The sequence below is a fragment of the Burkholderia sp. LS-044 genome, assembly GCF_004803625.1.
Taxonomy (GTDB): Bacteria; Pseudomonadota; Gammaproteobacteria; order Burkholderiales; family Burkholderiaceae; genus Burkholderia; species Burkholderia cepacia.
The window spans coordinates 1-17,057 of sequence record NZ_SSWO01000038.1 but is presented as its reverse complement, the minus strand read 5'-3'; the positions used below and the strand labels follow the sequence as shown (position 1 = coordinate 17,057).

The window sequence follows — 17,057 nt, the reverse complement described above, 5'->3', positions numbered from 1 at the left end:
CACCTGTCACGCTTGGATGCCTCCTGAGAGGGAGCTCTGCGCCGCAAGGCAAGCGCACCAGGACTGGTTACGTTTCCCCTTCGTTGGAAGGGGGAAAAAAGAGCCCTGTTCAGCAGGGCTTTTTTTTTGCTCACAAAAGGCCAAATTGTGGCAGCAAACCCTAAAAAGCCCTTCGGCAAGAAGGCGGAGACCAATCCTCAGCTCGTCGCACGTATCGAGAACCGCGGCCTAGCGCTCAACGCAGACGAGAAGAGCAATCTCTTCGATCTCCTGTACACCGTAGGCTATTACCGCTTCACCGGCTTCTGCCTACCCTTCCAGCAACGCAACAAGCCCAACAAGGGCAAATTCCTCGCTGGCACAACGCTACGGCACATCACCGCCCTTTACGACTTCGACACAGAGCTACGCGCCCTCTGCGGCCAAGCGCTAGAAAAGATCGAGGTCTACGCCCGCAATGTCATCTGCGAACACATGAGCCGGACGCACCATTCTCATTGGTACGTCGACAACGCCTGTTTTCGCCGCAACTTCCCAGACCTGAAAGTAAAAGCGGAGCGGAATGTCTTCTTCGATGCGGCCAGCAACCAGCCCTCCCGCGACTTCCACCCGGACTCACACCTCTTCCTAGCCCACTACTACACCACGTACGATCCGCCAGCGATCCCGCCAGCATGGATGCATCGAGAGTGCGCTAGCTTTGGTTACTGGGCCAAGGCCTACGCAAGCCTGTCGACCACGGACCAGAAGGCAATCGCAACTCGCTTTGTCTTTCCGAACCGCAAACCGATCGATGCGGTCTTGCTGGAGAAATGGTTTCAATCCGTCTCCATTTTCAGGAATCGATGCGCGCACCATACGCGCATCACCTATCGCACGTTCCCCTTCGCCCCGAACGTGCCGACGAGCAATCCGTGCAATACCGCCTTCGGAAGAAGACAAGATGACCTGCGCACCATCCTGCTAGTCATGACGCTCCTCGTGAAGCACATCGCCCCCACAAGTACCTGGCGAGCCTCGTTGCACTCACTAGTCGACAAGTCGAAGAACGATGTCGTGATCGAAAGAGCTACCGGTATCGGCGATGCCTACGGCGGCTGGGAGAACGATCCGTTGTGGACGATCTAGCGCCTTGGCGCTGCTGAGATATCTATGCACGCACATAAATACTCAACTCAATTGAGTTGAGTATTTATCATCATCGGCCGCGCGGGCCAACGACGCGCAACGTCGAGGTCACGCAGCCCAAGCCCACACCAGCACCGACCAGTGCGAAGCCGAAATTCTGCATCACAGCGGTGTGGAGCACCTTTTCTAGGAGCAAAAGGAGCAAGCCAGCAGCGATAACGAGCAACGCGTACCCGAGCTGCCGGCCATGCTGAACTTTCCAGCCGGCGCGGTCGAGTTCGGCGAACGTATAAGGTACAAGTTCGCGCACACGGCATTCCTCATCGCGTAGCGCATGCAGGTCAAGCATGTGATCTGCGACCCGATAATTTCGCGGCCGCTGCTGCCAGTCCACGATTGCGTGTCGGACATACAGTTCGGACGGGACATCGTTCAAGTCGCGCCAGCGGACGGTTTTCACGCCGTATGCAGATAGTAGGCGTTGCGTGAGCGCGGGACGCGGAACAAGCTGCAGATAGCGACCGTCGAGAATCGCAAACCATACTTGCCGCTCCTCAGTAGGCTCAACTAGCACTATGCGGCTTGGAGCGGGATAGCTACGTCTCGTCACCCATGCGGCGATCGCCGGCTCACCATGCGCGCGCATAAAGGCAACACGGTGTTTGCCCTCGTGCGCCCAAACAATACCCAGGGATTCAAGCCAGTTGTACTGAGCGCGTTGCAGGCCGCTAACGTCGAACTCGCGAGCGTAACGTGCACGGCGCCGTGCAATCTCTTCACCGCGGATCGACTCCGGCCGCCCATTGATGCTGGCCCCCAACACTAGCGCCGGATCGACGTATGCGCGAAATGGCGAGTCCATCGCCTCGCTTTGATCGAGGAACGGCACGATTCGCTGCAAGAACTCGTGACCGGTAAATGCACAAGTGCCGGTCCTGCTGTCGAACCAATCATTGAGAAATGGTTGGCCGGCGTCATCGTCACGACTGAAACGGTCCAGCGCAAGTTTCAGGTCGGCCAAACCGCGAGCGATGCCTTCAAGCGCCGGCGACACTCCGAGGTCAAGCGTCACGGGTGGCGCATCGTGAGCGCCGTGTCGCAGCGTCGCAGGGGTTTCGGTGGCCATAGCTTTTCCTCGGTTACGAGACGCCCCTATTTTCGCAAATTACGCAGCCAACACCTTAGTAGATTGACACTCATTTACTCAACTCATAAAATCAACTCAATCACTCAACAAAAGCGAGAGAGGCATATGATCGTGCTGATAGGCGGGGAAAAGGGCGGCGTCGGGAAGTCAACGCTGGCGAGCAACTTGGCCGTCCACCTGGTCCGTGAGCAGGTGGACGTCGTCTTGGTCGACACCGATGGGCAGGCAACCGGTGCGCGCTTCGTCGAGCGTCGCGATGAGGGCGGGATACAGCCGCCCATCCCGTGCGTCCAGCGGACCGGCGATGTCGCAGCCACGCTGCGTGACTTGGCCAAGCGGTACCAAGTCGTGATCGTCGACGCAGGCGGCCGCGATTCGCGTGAGCTGCGCACGGCCCTCGCGGTTGCGAATCTCCTTCTGACTCCGATCCGGGCGTCACAAGCCGACCTCGAGACTCTGCCGAAGGTCAACGAACTGGTCGGCCTAGCTCGCGGCCTCAATCCAGAACTCAAAGCATCAGCCGTCCTGTCGATGGCACCGTCGAACCCGGTCATTCGGGAAGTCGAGGATGCTCGCGAACTCCTAGCCCAGTTTGATCAGCTCGAGCTTGCCGACACGGTCATCCGCGATCGAAAGGTGTACCGCGATGCGCTGCTCGCAGGCCAGGGTGTTGTCGAGCTGAACAACTCACTGGCCCGCGCCGAGATCCAGCTGCTCGCCCAGGAATTTTTCGAGCTTGAGCCATCAGCCTAAGAACGAGCAAATGATTAATTCAATGGAGTTGAGTAAATGAGTAAATTCAAAATCTCGGCAAAGAGCGGGGGCCAACCGCCCAGCCAACCAGTGACTCACGCCGAGTTCGCCGCGGGGGCAGCAATGGTCCAATCTCAGGTAGGGAACCGGCCTGCTAAACCGATCCGCCTCAACCTCGATCTAGATCCAGAGCTGCACCGCCGCTTGAAGGTTCGTGCAGCAGAAACCGGGATCTCCATTGCAGAGCTCGTGAGAGGTTTGATCACGCGGGAGATAGGCTAGCGTACCGACCGAATGAATCTGCAACGCCGGCGGCCAGCTGTACGCGGCACTCCAACCCGGAATTTGTCCCAATGTCGGACTTTATCTGGGAGTTTAAGTCGGACTTCGTGAGCTGGCGCCGCTCGGGTGAGACCAAAGTCCGACTTTATCTGGGAGTTTGACTGGCGCCAGGCGGGCAGGGCAAGCTCCTCAACCGCTGGTTGGAAACGCTCTAAAAATGCCTGCCTGCGCATCGGCGCGGTACTGTTCAAGATGATGCGGTGACCAACGACACCCACCACGCCGGCCCCGTACGGCACCCGGCACCGTCGTGGCCGGCCCCGCATGTCGAGCGGCGCTCGCATGAACCGATCCCCCTAGACCGCAACAGGGCTCAGAGCTGGATCCGCTCGATCTCGTCGAGGCTGAGGGCGTCGTGGCGCCGGTCGTACAGCTGCGTGGTACGCGTCGACGCGTGGTTGGCCATCGCCGCGGCGTTTTCGAGCGTGCCGCCGTTCTGCAGGTACGCGGTGATCCCGGTCGCGCGGAAGGTGTGGTTACCGATCGCGGTCGCGATGCCGGCCGCCGCCGCGCGCCGGCGCACCATTGCGTACGCGTTCGCCTGCGGCAACGGCGTGCCGCTGAGCTGCCGGGTGCCACGTGCGATCGTGCGGAACAGCGGCCCCTTCGGTTCGGCCCCGATGCCGCTCAAGTGCTCCAAGTACGCATGCAGCGCCGCCTCGAGCGTGTGGTGGCAGGGCATCGCGTGCGCCTTGCCGCCTTTTTCGCGCAGGCGTATCCACAGCCGGCGCTGCTGCACATAGACGTCGTCGACCCGCATCGCCAGCGCCGCGCCGATCCGCGCGAACGAAAATACCATCAGCGCGATCAGCGCGCGGTCCCGCAGCCCGATCGGCGTCGACACGTCGATGCTGTCAAGCAGCTGCCGCGCCTCGGTCCGATCCAGCACAGGCGTAGCGCCGGTGCTTGCCGAGTGGCTCGGCCCGCGCACCGACGAGGCCGGGTTCACCGGCACGATCTGGCCGGTCACCAGCCAGTCGAACATGTGACGGATCGCCGCCAGCTGCTGCTTGACGGTCGGCGCCGCGTGCGTGGCCGTCTGGAGCTCGATCCACGCGGCCACGTGCAGCGGCTGCACGGCCGCGATCGACGGCACGCCGGCGCCGGCACACCAGGTCAGGAAGTCGCCGGCGGCCCGTGCGTACGCGCGCCGGGTGTGCGGGTTACGGATCGCTGACGCGAAGAACTCCAGAAAGCGCACACCTGCGGGTTCACCTGCCGCGACAACCAGCGTTGGCACGGATAGAGAATCGAACGTGGTGAGCTGGCCCACGACTAGAACGCCTTGTTCAGATCGACTTCGTGGCCCGCGGCCTTAAGCTCACGCGCCAAAGCCAGTCTCCAGCCGCCCCCATCGTCCATGTTTTCCCAGACGACGCCGGCAAAATCACTGGGAATGTCGACGGTGCCGCGCTTGAGCGCGCAAACCTTGTCGCGGCCAAGCTTACCGATGAAATAGCCGAGCTCGAGCAGCACGTTCTGTCGAGCACGCGGCTTCAGCTCGTCTTCCTTGACGCTGCGACCCACATCGTCCGGCGTCAACAGGACGACAGCGAATTTCACATCGCTTTCCGCCTCAATCTTTTCGATGACCGTGCGCCCCTGGTTGGCCTGCTCATGAAGGATGACCGGTTCGAAACCGAGCGCATACAGGTAGCGGGCCACGGTCTCGCGGGCCTCGCCATCGTGGCCATGGACCACGAACACGCGTCGGGAAAGGGCCGAAGGAGTTACGACCAAAGAGTCCGAAGATGCCGCAGCCTCATGCTGGGCGTCCTCCAAGTCTTGCTGCAATGCGCGTTGTGCTGACTCCAGCAGCACGATGGACTGCGCGATATTTTCCCGAGCACCGTCCTGGTAATGGCGCCGCTGGGGATAGTTTTCACCGAACATCATCGGGCGAAACTGCAAGTGCGCCGCTGACTGGAAGCGCCTGTATGCAGATGTGTTCTCGCCAAAGCACCGCTCGAGAGTGTCCTTGATGTCGGTAGACAACGCCGTTAGTTCGGGCGAGTTGCCATCCGGTACCGAGCCAACGTTGAACGCCCGCAGCTCGACAATACGCTCCTCGAGCCGAGCAATGCCGCGTCCGATTGCGGCGGGAGTCAGTTGTAGTTTGGGCGCAACCGGCTGCTCGGCAGCCTTACCACGGGTGGCCATGGTCTCTCCTTCTATATGTGATAAAGGACATTATCACATATAGATATGGACTCGATCGTGAGGGCTCAAGCGGTCCTCGCCGACTTCATGCATTCATGCATTCATGCGATTGTGCTATCATAATTTCAAGCTCCGAGATTGATGAACAATCCTTAGAGAGCCTTTTTGACCATCCGATTTGGGGCCTTACCCGCCGAGGGAGCCATCCCTACCCACTCTCGGCCTGACAAATTGAGGACTGATCGACACATAGGCGAACCGGCATGAATCCAAACCTGCATGACCCGAAAACCAGCGTCAAGGTGGTCGGTTCCAGCGGGCAAATTTCGCTTGGCAAGGAATACGCTGGCCGGCAAGTGCTCGTCGAAGAGCGCGAGCCGGGTGTGTGGCTCGTCCGCACCGCACTCGTAATTCCCGAAAACGAAGCGTGGCTGCATGCTCCACAGGCACAACGTGACCTGCAGGAGGCACTCGCTTGGGCCCAAGGTAACGCCCCCAAGGAATCGAACCTCGACGCCCTTTTGAACGAGTTGGGCAATGAGGAAGAAAAACGACGACCTCGTAAAGTTGGACCTAAATAATCCGGTCTTCCAGCGTCAGTGGGTGGCGCTGGACAAGGCTGAAGCCTCGCGGGTTCTCGCGACCCTCAAGAAACTGCTGCTCATGAGCTGGAATCAGGTGTATCAGGACTCCGGACTCAAGTGGGAAAAAATCACCAGCGTGCAGCCACCTGCTGGCGTTGACGCGATGTACTCGCTTCGTATTACACAAGCTAGGCGGGCAACCGCTTATCGTGATGGTGAGTACATGCGACTTCTCACGATCGCTCCGGATCACGACGCAACCTACGGCAAGAAGTGATCCGATGCGCCGGACCTCGCCCCCGAGGCCCGGCGTTTTCGTTTGACCAAGCACGAATAGAAATAACTATCTAAAATTTACTTTTGATAGTTATTTCCATTTTAGCCGCTAAAGTTCGACCTCCGCCCGCGTGTCGGATCCGGTGCGGCCCTGTTTTGCAATTCAATTGCAGAAGCAAAGTACCTTTGCCGCCGGCCAGGAAAGATCCTTTGTTGAGGTGACGAAAAGGACTTTTTGTCCTATACGCCGGCGCGCCACAAGCACCTACAATCTGGCCGAGAAGTCCACCACACAAGGCTTCGAGGAAACTGGCATGGTGCCCACACGGGCCCGTTTTGCAATGCAATTGCAGAGAGAAAGTAACTTTCCCGCCGGCCAGGAAAGGTCCTTTGGGGAGGGCAGAAAATGCCTTTAAGGCCTATTGACCAGCGCGCCACAAGCGCCTGAAATCTGGCCGAGAGGCCCGCCCCATAAGGCTTCAGAGGAAATTTTCGCTACCTAGGCTCCCTCCGAAACCTCCTTGCAGAAACTGGGTTTTTCGTTGACAGCGTATAGGCATATCTATACAGTCACCCCTGTTGGCGCCCGATTTCGATAATATCTTTCGGCGCGCCGATGTGGGATCAAAAATAGGGACACATCAGCCGACGCGTTGAACTTCAGCGTTTTCGCCTTCATGTAGGGCTGCGGAGTGTTGGTTCTGAAAGTGACTTTTTGTGGCCCACGCCTAGCGCTGATAGCTGCGACAGGCAAAAAAAAGCCCGACCTGGGGAGGTCGGGCGAGGCAGTTGGGGAAAACTGCCGAAGTCAGCATTGCGTTAATTGAACAGCTTTTGACCCAGTTCCATCAGGCAGTAGCTGAAGCTGATACCTTCAACTACGACCCGAAGAACCAGTTGGACCATTTGTAGATCCATAGGCACCTCCATTCGGTCAGGTGTTCTATACCCACACCCTTCCGGGGCTTAGCCCAAGAAGGGCGTGCCCGCGCGTGCTTTTGGCACGCAATTCGCATCATACCCGAATGATTTCATCGGACACAATGATCCGGTGAAAATTTTCCCGTTTCTGTGCTTTTCCTCCCATCTGTAAGCGTTGCGGCCACCGCCCATCGCTAACTCGCCTTCCCTCACTTCACAACTGATAGCGGCCGTTTACGCGTCAGGCGCTCTGCCTGCTCTCGTTGCCGCCGCTCGCGTTCTGCAATCTTTTCCTCGGCAAACGGCTTGGCCGCCTCAATCAGGCCACTCAGATCGTATTCAGCTGACACGTATTTCGTTTCGTTCGTCGTCGATACATCTCCGCCGCGAGGCGTGGCGCCTGCGCACGCTCTTGAGGCTCCCGATTCCGGGATGGTGTGCGATGCACGTCACCCAGCCGGATCGGTTAAAATTGCAGTGCCGTCAAAACAGCGACGGTGTGGGCTTGGTCGCCCAAAACTCTGTAACCCGCACGCCTGCCCCGGCAGGTCGTGCGTCTGCCTTTGCGCGCCTTTTCTCATGGGTGGGCCGTGGCGGGGAGGCCTTCGGGCCTGCCGGTTGTGGTTACAGAGCCGGTCGACCAACCTCGTCATCGTGCCCGCCCACCCTCCTGTCGGGCGGGTTTCCAGATGCTTTGGAGACCGACCTTGCCTGACAACATCACGCCCCTTTCCGACGACGATCACGTCCTGCTGCGCGAGTATTTGCTTGGACTGGTGCTGTATTCCGGCAACGTTTACGCGCAGGAATTCGCTACCCTGACCGGCCTGGCCGCCACGTTACGCACGTGGTTACCGACTGGACACGACTGCATCAAGTTGGCGGCTGAGCTCGAACAGCGCGCACGCCGGGCCCGGACCGATCTGAAGCGGGATCTAGCAATGCTGCGCGGACTGGACCCCGCCATGCCGTTGGTGACGCGCAAACATTAGCCACGCATCACACCGCGCGCGGCCCCCGCCATCGCCGCTATTTCGCGCGAAGGCGTTTGAGCTGCGCCCGCGCCCGGTCGTCGGCCTCGTAGGCCGTCTGGATGTTGCGATCGCTGACGATCTGGCGCAGCACGTCACGGCAGAAGAACGCGCTCACGGCCAGCTCATCGAGCAATTCACGGTCGATCGCCGGCGTCGCGCCGGTCGGCAATTGCGCACTCAACGCGTCCAGCCGCGCCTCGACGCGCTCGACACTTTGCTGCGCCAAGCCGCGCGTGAGCGTCTGGCGCAGGAACTCCGACAACGGCAATCCGGCCGCCTCCGCGAGCTCGCGATAGCGAGCCGCGGTGGCCGCATCGAGCCGGATATTGAAGCGTTCGTTGATCCCGCGTCCGCTTCCCTTCTGACGGGGCATGCCACACCTCGTTTTTTGTGAAAACACCATTCTATTCCTAATTTGTCGCCATCCTATAACCCAATACCATCAAGGATTTCAGGCATAAATCAGGTAAAATTCAGAGGGTTCGGTGTCATACCGAAACGCGTTCGGTGTCATCCGCGTATAACCCTTGCCGGGCGGGGGGTTGGGCCGTCCAACGACAGTTGCGTGGTGTGTGACCCTCCCCAAGGGTGCAGGGCTACGCCCTGCCACGATCGAATCCAACGCATCAGGACCAACCACGATGAACAGCGAAACGCACAACACTGGTTTTTGCGCGAACGTCGATTACGAGGTCATGTGCAGCATTTTCGGCCAGCGCATCGCCCAGCTCGCCGCGTCCATTTCCGACGAATTGCGCCAACCGACGCCGGACGCGCAGCGCGTCGAACTGCTCGAATTGCAGCAGGCCGAGCTGCGCCGCCTGCGCGACGAAGTGCAGTCCGACGACGTGCGCGCTATCGCGCGGCACGTCGCCCATTTCGGCCGGATTGTGCGTGAGCACAACGGCGAGCCCGCACGCGAAACGCCCCCGGCATCGCTGCCATGCCGCTCGTGACGCGCACACATGAGCGTCTCCACAGAATCACGGTTTTGATTTGGCGTGGTGCAATTTGCACCACGCCGCGTAACCCCGGCCGGTACGGGTTCCAGCCGTTTTGCTGTTTCTGCCGCCGACTTGTTACGCTGTTCCGTGCACCGCCGCACACCCAATACCGGCAAGGCTGGCAGCCCGATCGGCACGCGTTTTGGCGCGTGCGTCATGTCTGTGCCATTTCCAAGGGGGGGATTTCGTGACAAACCGCGACGAACAATTGGACAACTCGACGGCCGCGCCGGCCGACCGCCAACGCGACGAACATCGCGTGATTGCCGACGCGTGGCTAAAACACACGCTCATCGGAATTGCGCACATGCACCGCCACGAAGGCACACGTCGCGAAGTCGCCAAACGGCTTTTCTAGCAATCGTCGGTCGAACCTGGCACCGCCGCATTTCCTCCCTGCAGGTGAGAAACGCGACCGTGCACGTTGACGAAAAATCCGCGGTCGACACGCGGTGGCCACCGTCGCCAGTCGATGCGCATACAACCATTTCGGATCGCATCGCCGCGAAAGCTGCGTGTTTTTATGCCGCTTTCAAAATAGATGACGCGGCCGCTTTCCGTCGGAAAAACCGTGTGCTAACGTGCCGTCATCTGTCGCGCCTCAGGCGCATCGACCGACCGCCAGGACTGGTTCCTGGCCCACGTTTTTTACAGGCCCATGGCCGCTTGGTGCTGACGGTAAGTGCATCGGATTCGTCCGCCCTGCACAGCCCCCTGAGCACCATTTTTCGATCAGGCTGGGCCGGGCTCTCGTAGTCCGTCCATAGGTTCGGCCTGACACCCTCTGCCTCGCGGATGACTCCCGCCCGCCAGATTTTCCAGGCTTAACTGCCCGACCTCATCGCCACGTTGCCACGTGCGATCGCTCCCCTGCGCCCATCGCTGAACGTTGTTCAGGCATTCCCTTTTCCGCAGTTCCGTTTCGCTTCCCGATCGCTCGATCTGAGCATCCCGCCCCCTGTCCGCAGTCCCATGCCTTTGATCGCAGTCCCTCTTTCGGAGACCGTCCCGATGCACATCGACCTCCCCCCTTCCCCCCGCGATCTTCGCGGCCATCGCTCGCGCGACCACTCCCCGTCCAGCTGTGCCGACAGCCAGACGCAGCGAGTCAAGCACGACGCTTCCACGCTTTCCTGACCTCCGCGTCACGTCAGCACCGCTCGCACTCGCGAACCCAGCGCGTCACTGATGCGCAGCGCGTATCAGTGACGCGCTAATGCACCACCCCGTCTCTCGCGTCCGCCAAGGCGCTCGCGATTTGACGACGTAGTTAAGCGCCCTGTCGGCGCGTCGAACCGGCCAACCGGCGATCGACAAACGACCTGATCGGCACGCAGCACCCCGGCCATCCAACCCACCTCCAGGTGGCGGCCACTCCTCTCTAAACACACGCAGTACCCGCCTCGCTGGAGCGACGCGGCAAGGCAAAACCACCACCGAACACAGCAGATGAGCAAACCGGCACCGAACAAACCGCGATCCATCGAGGCCAAGTTCATGAGCGCGGCGCTGCATAAAGGCGCGGCCACGCTCACGAAGCAAAAGATGCGCACCACCTTTTTAGCCTTCGCGGCCCATGCGAAGCAGCGCCGTTACGGCCAGGTCGACCCGGCCACCGTCACCGAAAAGCAGCTGCGCAACTATGTGGGTTCACGTATCGACGCCGACATCAGCGCGCGGACGATCCAGAACGAGATGAGCCATCTGCGCCGGGCGATCCGTGGCGCCGGCCGCGGCGAATGGGCCGATGCCCTGACCAACGCCGAGCTGGGCGTTCCGTCCGGCACGCGCATTGGCACGGGGAAGGTCGTCGACGCAAGCGTGCTGGCGCACGCGCTCGAGCGCGCGGCGCCGGATACGCGCACGTGGATCCAGCTCGAGCGCTGCCTGGGCCTGCGGCGCGAAGAAATGATCGAAAGCCACAAGAGCCTCACGCAATGGGAGGCGGCGCTCGCCGGAGGCCAGAGCTTCATCACGATCCGGCACGGCACCAAGGGCGGACGCGTTCGCGACACCCACATCCCTGAGCCCTATCGACCAAGGGCGCTCGATGCCGTCCGAGCCGCGTTGGCGATCGTGGCTGAGCGCCGCTATCTGGTCGACGCGCCCACCAATCACGCAGCCAAACAACAGGTGCAGGGGCGCTTCGCCGCGCTCGGCCTCGAGCGCGAGAACTCCGGCCACTCCCTGCGCCGGGCCTTCTGCCGCGACAACTTCGAGCACTACCTGAGCGAGCGCTGCAGCAGGAAGGAAGCGCTGGCGCTCTGCTCGCGCGATCTGGGCCACGGCGAAGGCCGGGGCCGCTGGGTATGGAACAACTACTTACGGAGCACGTATGAGTCGGAAAACTGAATTTATAACGTCGGCGCGGCTGCAGGAGGGAAGCCTGTGGAAGGTGGTCAACGAGGTGGTCGGCGGCAGCCATCTACAGGAGGTCGTGACGGTTGGCAACGCGCTCCCGCGCATCAAGGTTTCACACGAGGCCTTCGCCGTGACCAAACGCCTGCGACGCAAAGGTGAGACGATACGGGACGCGGTGGAGCGACTGATATTTGCCGCAACGGGGAATAGGTAACGTGGTCGACCTGTTTCGATCCGCAGCATTTACGGCAAAATGTCATCGGACATTTTGCCAACCGTAACCGGAGAAATGACGATGGGTCTGGGGATTCTCGTACTGATAATGGGTACGGTGATATGCGTCCACGGGTGGTACTGCTGCGAGCGCGGCCGGGAAGCCGACCGTGCTCGCCGTCACGCGCGCGGTCGTCGCATGCCTCGCTAGCCCCAAAGGTGATAACCACGCGTTGGCCGATTTCAGGCTTCAGCGCACAGAAACAGCAAGGGCCGCTCACGCGGCCCTGTTGCCACCAGCGGCCCCGGCAAGACCCCGCCCCGGGCCGGCGCACTCGACGCCGGCCGCACATCGCGCATCAGTGGATGCGATCACCCTCAAAAAAGGAACGAGTCGATTTTCAAAGTTGAAAATTCTTGAGCTCGTGCAGGATAGGGCAGCAGGCCCGATTTACCGGGACGTGGCGAGCGCGACGTCCTACCCCATCAACCAAGCCATCCGAAGGCCGTAGCGGGCCGCTATGGGCCTTGTGGCCACCTCGGTAAGCCCCCCTCTTCTTGCTAGCTAAAAAGGGGCAGGAAGTTCCAAAGGGCTATCTGCGCCCACGCCCACGGCAGAGTGAATGACCACCATGGGGGTCGTCAAGGCGCTACGCGCCGATTTAGCCCCCGCGTGCGGGGGCGTGGATAGACAGCGGGAGGGGGAGCCGCCGCGCAGCGGTGGGGGAACCCCGCAGGGGTGCCCCGGCCGTTAGGCCGCCGTGCGTGTATTACGGTTTTGGAGAGTCTTGCCAGGTAAGGCTGTTGGAGGTGAATGCGTCCGTGAAACCACGTGCCTATTCACAGGTCCGTATGGTTATCCACAGGTAAGTGTTGCTGAATTCAGCGAACCCCTTTGTAAACACATTGTTCTTGTTTGTAAACCTTGTTTGTAAACCCCTTTGTAGGATCTCGGAAAGCCAATAAGGGCAAGGGTTTCCGAGGTGCATTTCTGACAAATTCCGGGTTAGTCGGGCTTTTCCCGGGGTAGTCGGGCTTTTTTCGGGATGTATCTGACAAACTTCGGGTTAGTCGGGCTTTTTCCGGGGTAGGTGCTTGTTTTTTGAGCAGCGCTCTCTTGCCGCCTTTTTTATTCTGACATAGAATTTTCGATGTCAGAATAACCCGGAAAATGTCAGAATGGGCGACCTTGCCGAGCTGCACGATCCCGCCACACGCGAACGAAGCGTGACCATCAAGAACGAGCTAGTGCGGCGCATTCAGCGCATGAAGTTGTCTGAAAAGCGACTGCTCGCGCTTGCTATCGCTAAGTGCAACCCGAAGGCAAAAATTCTGAAAGATCGGGCGATGCGCCCGGATCCAATGACAGGGGATGCTCCAGGCTGGACCATCCGTGTAACGGCCAAGGAGTTCATTGAGGCGTACCCACACATCGAAGCGAAGCATGCCTATAGCGAGCTAAAGGAGGCCGCAGAAAACCTCTTTGAATGCCGTGTTGAGTGGGATGAGGAAGTCATCGAACGGGGCAAAAAAACGACGAAGCACCGAGTAGTGCGGTGGATCTACGAGAAGGTGGATACGACGACCGCCGGCTGGGTGGATATCAAATTCTCGCCGAGCATTGCGCCCTACCTGCTCGGCATCGAGAGCGAGTTCACGAAGTACAAGCTGCGGCATGCAGCAGATCTGCGATCGATCTATTCGTGGCGTCTGCTCGAAATCATGGCGCAATACCGTGACAAAGGGTTCGTCTCCATCGGGTACGACGAGTTTTGCCAGGCAATGGGGGCACCGGATAGTTGCGTTAAAGACTCCGGCCAGTTGCGTCGCCGCGTCATCGAGCCAGCGGTGAAGGAGCTGCAGGAGAAGAACAGCCTTGCAATCGAATGGGAGCCCGTCAAACCGTCTGGCCGCAAGGTGACGGGGTTTCGTTTCAAGTTCAAGCCGGACCCGCAGGGCCGACTATTCTGACATTCGCTGCTAATGTCAGGCTACCCCGAAAAATGTCAGAATTGCTGTACATACGTACACAATCACTCAAATGAGTTGAGTGATTGTGAGGCCCTTTCAGATGAACGACCAACCTCGCGCGCCATCTCGAAGCCAGCAGTGGACAGATCCATGCTGTGCATCTCGGCAAGTTGCGCCAGCTGCTTTCCAGTCTCGAGTGGCAAAGCTTTGAGGGTGATGGCCTTCCCTCTCCTTTCTGGCGTTCATCCGGAGCGAAGCGTAGCTGCGCCTGCCTATAACTTCCAAATCTTTCCTTTCCCTTTATTGAGGCGATTGAGGGGCATTGAGGGTATTGAAAAGCATTGAAGGGTACGTGCTCTCAGCGGAAGGAAGTTATCCACAGGCAGCATCCTTCAGGCAGGGGCTGTTTCTGTTTGTGCCAGCGTGGCCGCGCGAGTTGATGTCCCTCGGAGTGGCGGCAACGGCTCGAGCCCGCTTGACTGTCGAACGCGCTGCATGAACTCGAAGGCTGTGCGATTGTTCTCAGCAATTCGTGCCCATGCATCTTTGACACCTACGTTTTTGGGATTGGAGACGCGAAAACGCACCCGGAAGATACCGGCGACCATGGCACCGTAGCCGCGCGGTACGATGGCAGCATAGGTGCCGTCGAGTCGCCCGCCTTCAGTCGCAACGGGAGATCCACAGTCGCCAGCCGTACGAGCCGTAGCACCACCAATACCCTCTTCGCCGACCGGCTTGTACCCGTGCTGGCTGCGGCAATCGAGCTCGTAGTAGGGCTCAGCGCCCTCAGGTATCGCGCTGTACTCCTCGCCGCTGGCGAAGTGCTGTTTTTTAGCGTCTCTGTTGAGGACCATTACCACTTCGTAAATTAGTCCACTTGACTCAAGGGCTTCCAGTGCACGCCAGCATGGACCGCCGGCCTCCTTGTGTTTTCCCCACCAGTCGCCATTAACTTTCTCTCCCCACGCAAGCGCGAAGATACTGCCTGAGCCGCCGCTGGCTACTGTTCCTCCTCTTTTGGCTCGAATCAGTCGCGCATTACCTCGTAGGAACGCATCCTCGGCAACGGGTTCGTAGCGGTTATAGGGACCTCGAAATGGTTCGATACCTCCCCACGCACCCATGTCGTTCACCTGATACAGCAACAAAAGTAACCGTGCAGCGACGTCGCCGGCATTCTTCAATTCCCTGAGCGGGAGGAAGCCGTTGATGCCGCTCACCAGGTTCGAGCCGAACCATATGCGGTCCTCGACCGGCTCATCGAAATCCGGCAAAACATAACGGATCTTGCCGCGCTCCGTAGGGCCATCGACAAGAATTTCCCCAGTTTTGTTACACCACGCCTCTCTTGTCCAGACGATCGGACCATAGTCGACGACCGGGGCAGCTTTCTTGCCGATCTGCATGCCCTGGCGCCGCACATGCATGGTCTGCAGCCTCTCGATGGCGCGCTCAATTGTGGCCTTGTTGCCACCCGTTGCCGTGTTGACTGCTTTTACGGAAGCCGGAGACAGGCGCCCGCTAGCATCGGTGTACTTGGCAAGGGTTAGATAAGCACAGATCTCGTAGGCGCTGGCTTTGTACTCGATCAGCGTCTCGAGTGCTGCTTTAGAGATACAGAATGAACTTGGGCCCCGAAGCTCCCCAGTGCCCTTCGGATCATGCTCTTGCATTTTCTTATTCCCAAAAAGAACGAGGGACGTCAGATAACGTCCCTCTCCTCTCGATGCTTTAGCGGTGCCCGTGAGGCGTCCGCTTGACCGGTACCCACGTGTTACCTGGCTTCGATGTGGGTGGCAATGGCCGGTGCTCAGGCACGGTAGTGTAGTTGTCCCGCAGACCGCCGCGGGGCCCTTGTTCGCGGTAGATGCCGCCTTGGTTGCCAGTGTTCTGGCCCGGTTTCATGCCCATATCAACTCCCATAAGTTGGGGCGAGCTGCGACTTTTTGGGAACCTAAAAGAGACCCAATCCGGAGCGCGGCCGATTTCCGGGCCATGACAAGAACACAATACCTAGTTAGTAATTCTTGTACGCACACAAATTCTAGTGCCTACGTGTGTTTTTGTACAGTGCTTTGGTAATGCCGAGCTGAAGGGCTTTTATGCGGCATCTGCCAATGCTCAGCCCTCATCTGGCGAGCCAGACAAAGACCCAAAATAACCCATGACGGCCCCAACAACTCAACTCATTTACTCAACTCATATGTGGCACATATGATTGCTTGGGCGGGTGCGGACAAAGGCGGCGTCGGTATAAATCCACGATCAGCGCTCATGAGCACGGGCGATCGAGGAGCCTCGGCCTAAACGACATCGTCGTCAGCTCCGATATGAATCAACCGATTCATTAGGCTTTGATAGGCAATGTCCTGAGGACGAGACTCGTACAGCTTCTTGATGACTTTGATCGGGTCATACATCAGGACATATTGGAAGTCGCCAGCCAGACCAGCCTTGATGGAGATGATCCCGAGCTCCTCGAGCTTTCGCATCCGAGTTCGCCATGTCGCCTCCGCTCTAGGTCCGGCAAAACCAGATTCATAGGCGAGTTCCCGGGGAGTACGAATCTCGACGAATCCTTCATCGAACACCCAACACCATAGAGTGAGGTAGGCACCCATGACCGGCGCGCCCTTGCCGGACATTTGATCCAAGATGCGTCCGATCAGAGTGATGGTGCGAGGTATGGTGGTAAAGCCAACCCTATTTTTCCGCAGCCAAAGATCATCTTCGTCAAGGTCTGGCCAGAGGTTGTCGCGCAATCTCTTGCGGCGATCAGCGATCCCTCTTCCCAATTTTTGTTGCTTGTTATCGTCCATTTTTAGGTAGATTGAGTCTTCAAGGCTGCTATTCCTACTACAAAAATTGACCATCACACCGCCAATATTACACTATTTATTGTACAGATGCCATTACAAATCATGCACTTAACCACGAAACGGTACTCCCGTAATATGGTTATCCCGTTATCGAAGTTATCCCGTGCTAAGCGTTGCGCCGATATCGGACTCGCGTACGATCCGGTCCTAACAACACCTGTCACGCTTGGATGCCTCCTGAGAGGGAGCTCTGCGCCGCAAGGCAAGCGCACCAGGACTGGTTACGTTTCCCCTTCGTTGGAAGGGGGAAAAAAGAGCCCTGTTCAGCAGGGCTTTTTTTT

18 protein-coding genes are annotated in these 17,057 nt (G+C 59.1%); 11 read left to right on the top strand and 7 right to left on the bottom strand.

The genetic code is table 11. The features are described 5' to 3' along the window. The first annotated feature begins 126 nt into the window (after positions 1-126). Positions 127-1,128, top strand: a complete 1,002-nt coding sequence (locus tag E9536_RS40870) for an Abi family protein (protein WP_168799645.1) — start codon at positions 127-129, stop codon at positions 1,126-1,128. A 70-nt stretch (positions 1,129-1,198) separates the two neighbouring features. Here the strand turns inward: E9536_RS40870 and E9536_RS40865 are convergent, their stop codons facing one another. After that, positions 1,199-2,200 (bottom strand): hypothetical protein, encoded by a 1,002-nt coding sequence (locus tag E9536_RS40865; RefSeq protein WP_168799644.1) that lies wholly within the window; start codon positions 2,198-2,200, stop codon positions 1,199-1,201. Positions 2,201-2,380: 180 nt separating this feature from the next. On the opposite strand from E9536_RS40865, the gene E9536_RS40860 reads away from it, so the two are divergent. Both E9536_RS40860 and E9536_RS42725 read left to right on the top strand, forming a co-directional pair. Next, the gene (locus tag E9536_RS40860; RefSeq protein ID WP_059792123.1) at positions 2,381-3,028 is read left to right on the top strand and encodes a division plane positioning ATPase MipZ; all 648 of its coding nucleotides are present in this window, start codon (positions 2,381-2,383) and stop codon (positions 3,026-3,028) included. Between the two features lie 36 nt (positions 3,029-3,064). Further along, on the top strand, positions 3,065-3,310 hold the full coding sequence (locus tag E9536_RS42725) for a CopG family transcriptional regulator (protein ID WP_081060144.1): 246 nt from the start codon (positions 3,065-3,067) through the stop codon (positions 3,308-3,310). A gap of 373 nt (positions 3,311-3,683) precedes the next feature. Here the strand turns inward: E9536_RS42725 and E9536_RS40850 are convergent, their stop codons facing one another. Together E9536_RS40850 and E9536_RS40845 are read right to left on the bottom strand one after the other, a co-directional pair. Then, positions 3,684-4,610, bottom strand: coding sequence for a tyrosine-type recombinase/integrase (locus E9536_RS40850; protein ID WP_247873607.1), 927 nt, complete (start codon positions 4,608-4,610; stop codon positions 3,684-3,686). A gap of 35 nt (positions 4,611-4,645) precedes the next feature. Then, entirely contained in the window at positions 4,646-5,530 is an 885-nt protein-coding gene (locus tag E9536_RS40845) for a nucleotide-binding protein (RefSeq protein WP_136473287.1), read from the bottom strand. A gap of 263 nt (positions 5,531-5,793) precedes the next feature. Here E9536_RS40845 and E9536_RS40840 point away from each other — a divergent pair, with 263 nt between their 5' ends. Next, complete coding sequence (locus E9536_RS40840; protein ID WP_111021679.1) at positions 5,794-6,111, top strand: hypothetical protein; 318 nt, start codon at positions 5,794-5,796, stop codon at positions 6,109-6,111. After that, positions 6,068-6,391, top strand: a complete 324-nt coding sequence (locus tag E9536_RS40835) for a hypothetical protein (protein ID WP_136473285.1) — start codon at positions 6,068-6,070, stop codon at positions 6,389-6,391. Before E9536_RS40840 ends, E9536_RS40835 begins: the two co-directional genes overlap by 44 nt. 1,129 nt (positions 6,392-7,520) lie before the next feature. Here E9536_RS40835 and E9536_RS40830 read toward each other — a convergent pair. Then, complete coding sequence (locus tag E9536_RS40830; RefSeq protein ID WP_247873605.1) at positions 7,521-7,661, bottom strand: hypothetical protein; 141 nt, start codon at positions 7,659-7,661, stop codon at positions 7,521-7,523. A gap of 357 nt (positions 7,662-8,018) precedes the next feature. On the opposite strand from E9536_RS40830, the gene E9536_RS40825 reads away from it, so the two are divergent. Further along, the gene (locus tag E9536_RS40825) at positions 8,019-8,303 is read left to right on the top strand and encodes a hypothetical protein (protein ID WP_136473283.1); all 285 of its coding nucleotides are present in this window, start codon (positions 8,019-8,021) and stop codon (positions 8,301-8,303) included. A 37-nt stretch (positions 8,304-8,340) separates the two neighbouring features. Here E9536_RS40825 and E9536_RS40820 read toward each other — a convergent pair whose 3' ends face one another. Beyond that, positions 8,341-8,748 (bottom strand): ribbon-helix-helix protein, CopG family, encoded by a 408-nt coding sequence (locus tag E9536_RS40820; protein ID WP_136473281.1) that lies wholly within the window; start codon positions 8,746-8,748, stop codon positions 8,341-8,343. Between the two features lie 169 nt (positions 8,749-8,917). On the opposite strand from E9536_RS40820, the gene E9536_RS40815 reads away from it, so the two are divergent. The 5 genes from E9536_RS40815 (at position 8,918) to E9536_RS40800 (ending at position 13,894) form a co-directional block, all read left to right on the top strand. Next, the gene (locus E9536_RS40815; RefSeq protein WP_136473279.1) at positions 8,918-9,301 is read left to right on the top strand and encodes a hypothetical protein; all 384 of its coding nucleotides are present in this window, start codon (positions 8,918-8,920) and stop codon (positions 9,299-9,301) included. 235 nt (positions 9,302-9,536) lie between these two features. Then, entirely contained in the window at positions 9,537-9,707 is a 171-nt protein-coding gene (locus E9536_RS41780) for a hypothetical protein (RefSeq protein WP_168799643.1), read from the top strand. 1,091 nt (positions 9,708-10,798) lie between these two features. After that, positions 10,799-11,701: an integrase domain-containing protein gene (locus tag E9536_RS40810; RefSeq protein ID WP_136473277.1), complete on the top strand. Its 903-nt coding sequence runs from the start codon at positions 10,799-10,801 to the stop codon at positions 11,699-11,701. After that, on the top strand, positions 11,685-11,924 hold the full coding sequence (locus E9536_RS40805) for a hypothetical protein (RefSeq protein WP_136473275.1): 240 nt from the start codon (positions 11,685-11,687) through the stop codon (positions 11,922-11,924). The genes E9536_RS40810 and E9536_RS40805 overlap by 17 nt, the downstream gene beginning before the upstream one ends. 1,178 nt (positions 11,925-13,102) lie before the next feature. Beyond that, positions 13,103-13,894, top strand: coding sequence for a replication initiation protein (locus E9536_RS40800; protein ID WP_124634149.1), 792 nt, complete (start codon positions 13,103-13,105; stop codon positions 13,892-13,894). Positions 13,895-14,286: 392 nt separating this feature from the next. Here the strand turns inward: E9536_RS40800 and E9536_RS40795 are convergent, their stop codons facing one another. Together E9536_RS40795 and E9536_RS40785 are read right to left on the bottom strand one after the other, a co-directional pair. Beyond that, positions 14,287-15,570, bottom strand: a complete 1,284-nt coding sequence (locus E9536_RS40795) for a hypothetical protein (protein ID WP_136473273.1) — start codon at positions 15,568-15,570, stop codon at positions 14,287-14,289. A 630-nt stretch (positions 15,571-16,200) separates the two neighbouring features. After that, entirely contained in the window at positions 16,201-16,716 is a 516-nt protein-coding gene (locus E9536_RS40785) for a hypothetical protein (RefSeq protein WP_124634161.1), read from the bottom strand. Between the last annotated feature and the right edge of the window lie 341 nt (positions 16,717-17,057).

What these genes read in the sequence shown, in the direction of transcription:
- E9536_RS40860 (WP_059792123.1), top strand. Translation starts at nt 2,381, where the DNA reads ATGATCGTGCTGATAGGCGGGGAAAAGGGCGGCGTCGGGAAGTCAACG.
- E9536_RS42725 (WP_081060144.1), top strand. Translation starts at nt 3,065, where the DNA reads ATGAGTAAATTCAAAATCTCGGCAAAGAGCGGGGGCCAACCGCCCAGC.
- E9536_RS40820 (WP_136473281.1), bottom strand. Translation starts at nt 8,748, where the DNA reads ATGGTGTTTTCACAAAAAACGAGGTGTGGCATGCCCCGTCAGAAGGGA.
- E9536_RS40840 (WP_111021679.1), top strand. Translation starts at nt 5,794, where the DNA reads ATGAATCCAAACCTGCATGACCCGAAAACCAGCGTCAAGGTGGTCGGT.
- E9536_RS40835 (WP_136473285.1), top strand. Translation starts at nt 6,068, where the DNA reads ATGAGGAAGAAAAACGACGACCTCGTAAAGTTGGACCTAAATAATCCG.
- E9536_RS40785 (WP_124634161.1), bottom strand. Translation starts at nt 16,716, where the DNA reads ATGGACGATAACAAGCAACAAAAATTGGGAAGAGGGATCGCTGATCGC.
- E9536_RS40810 (WP_136473277.1), top strand. Translation starts at nt 10,799, where the DNA reads ATGAGCAAACCGGCACCGAACAAACCGCGATCCATCGAGGCCAAGTTC.
- E9536_RS40845 (WP_136473287.1), bottom strand. Translation starts at nt 5,530, where the DNA reads ATGGCCACCCGTGGTAAGGCTGCCGAGCAGCCGGTTGCGCCCAAACTA.
- E9536_RS40800 (WP_124634149.1), top strand. Translation starts at nt 13,103, where the DNA reads ATGGGCGACCTTGCCGAGCTGCACGATCCCGCCACACGCGAACGAAGC.
- E9536_RS40805 (WP_136473275.1), top strand. Translation starts at nt 11,685, where the DNA reads ATGAGTCGGAAAACTGAATTTATAACGTCGGCGCGGCTGCAGGAGGGA.
- E9536_RS40795 (WP_136473273.1), bottom strand. Translation starts at nt 15,570, where the DNA reads ATGCAAGAGCATGATCCGAAGGGCACTGGGGAGCTTCGGGGCCCAAGT.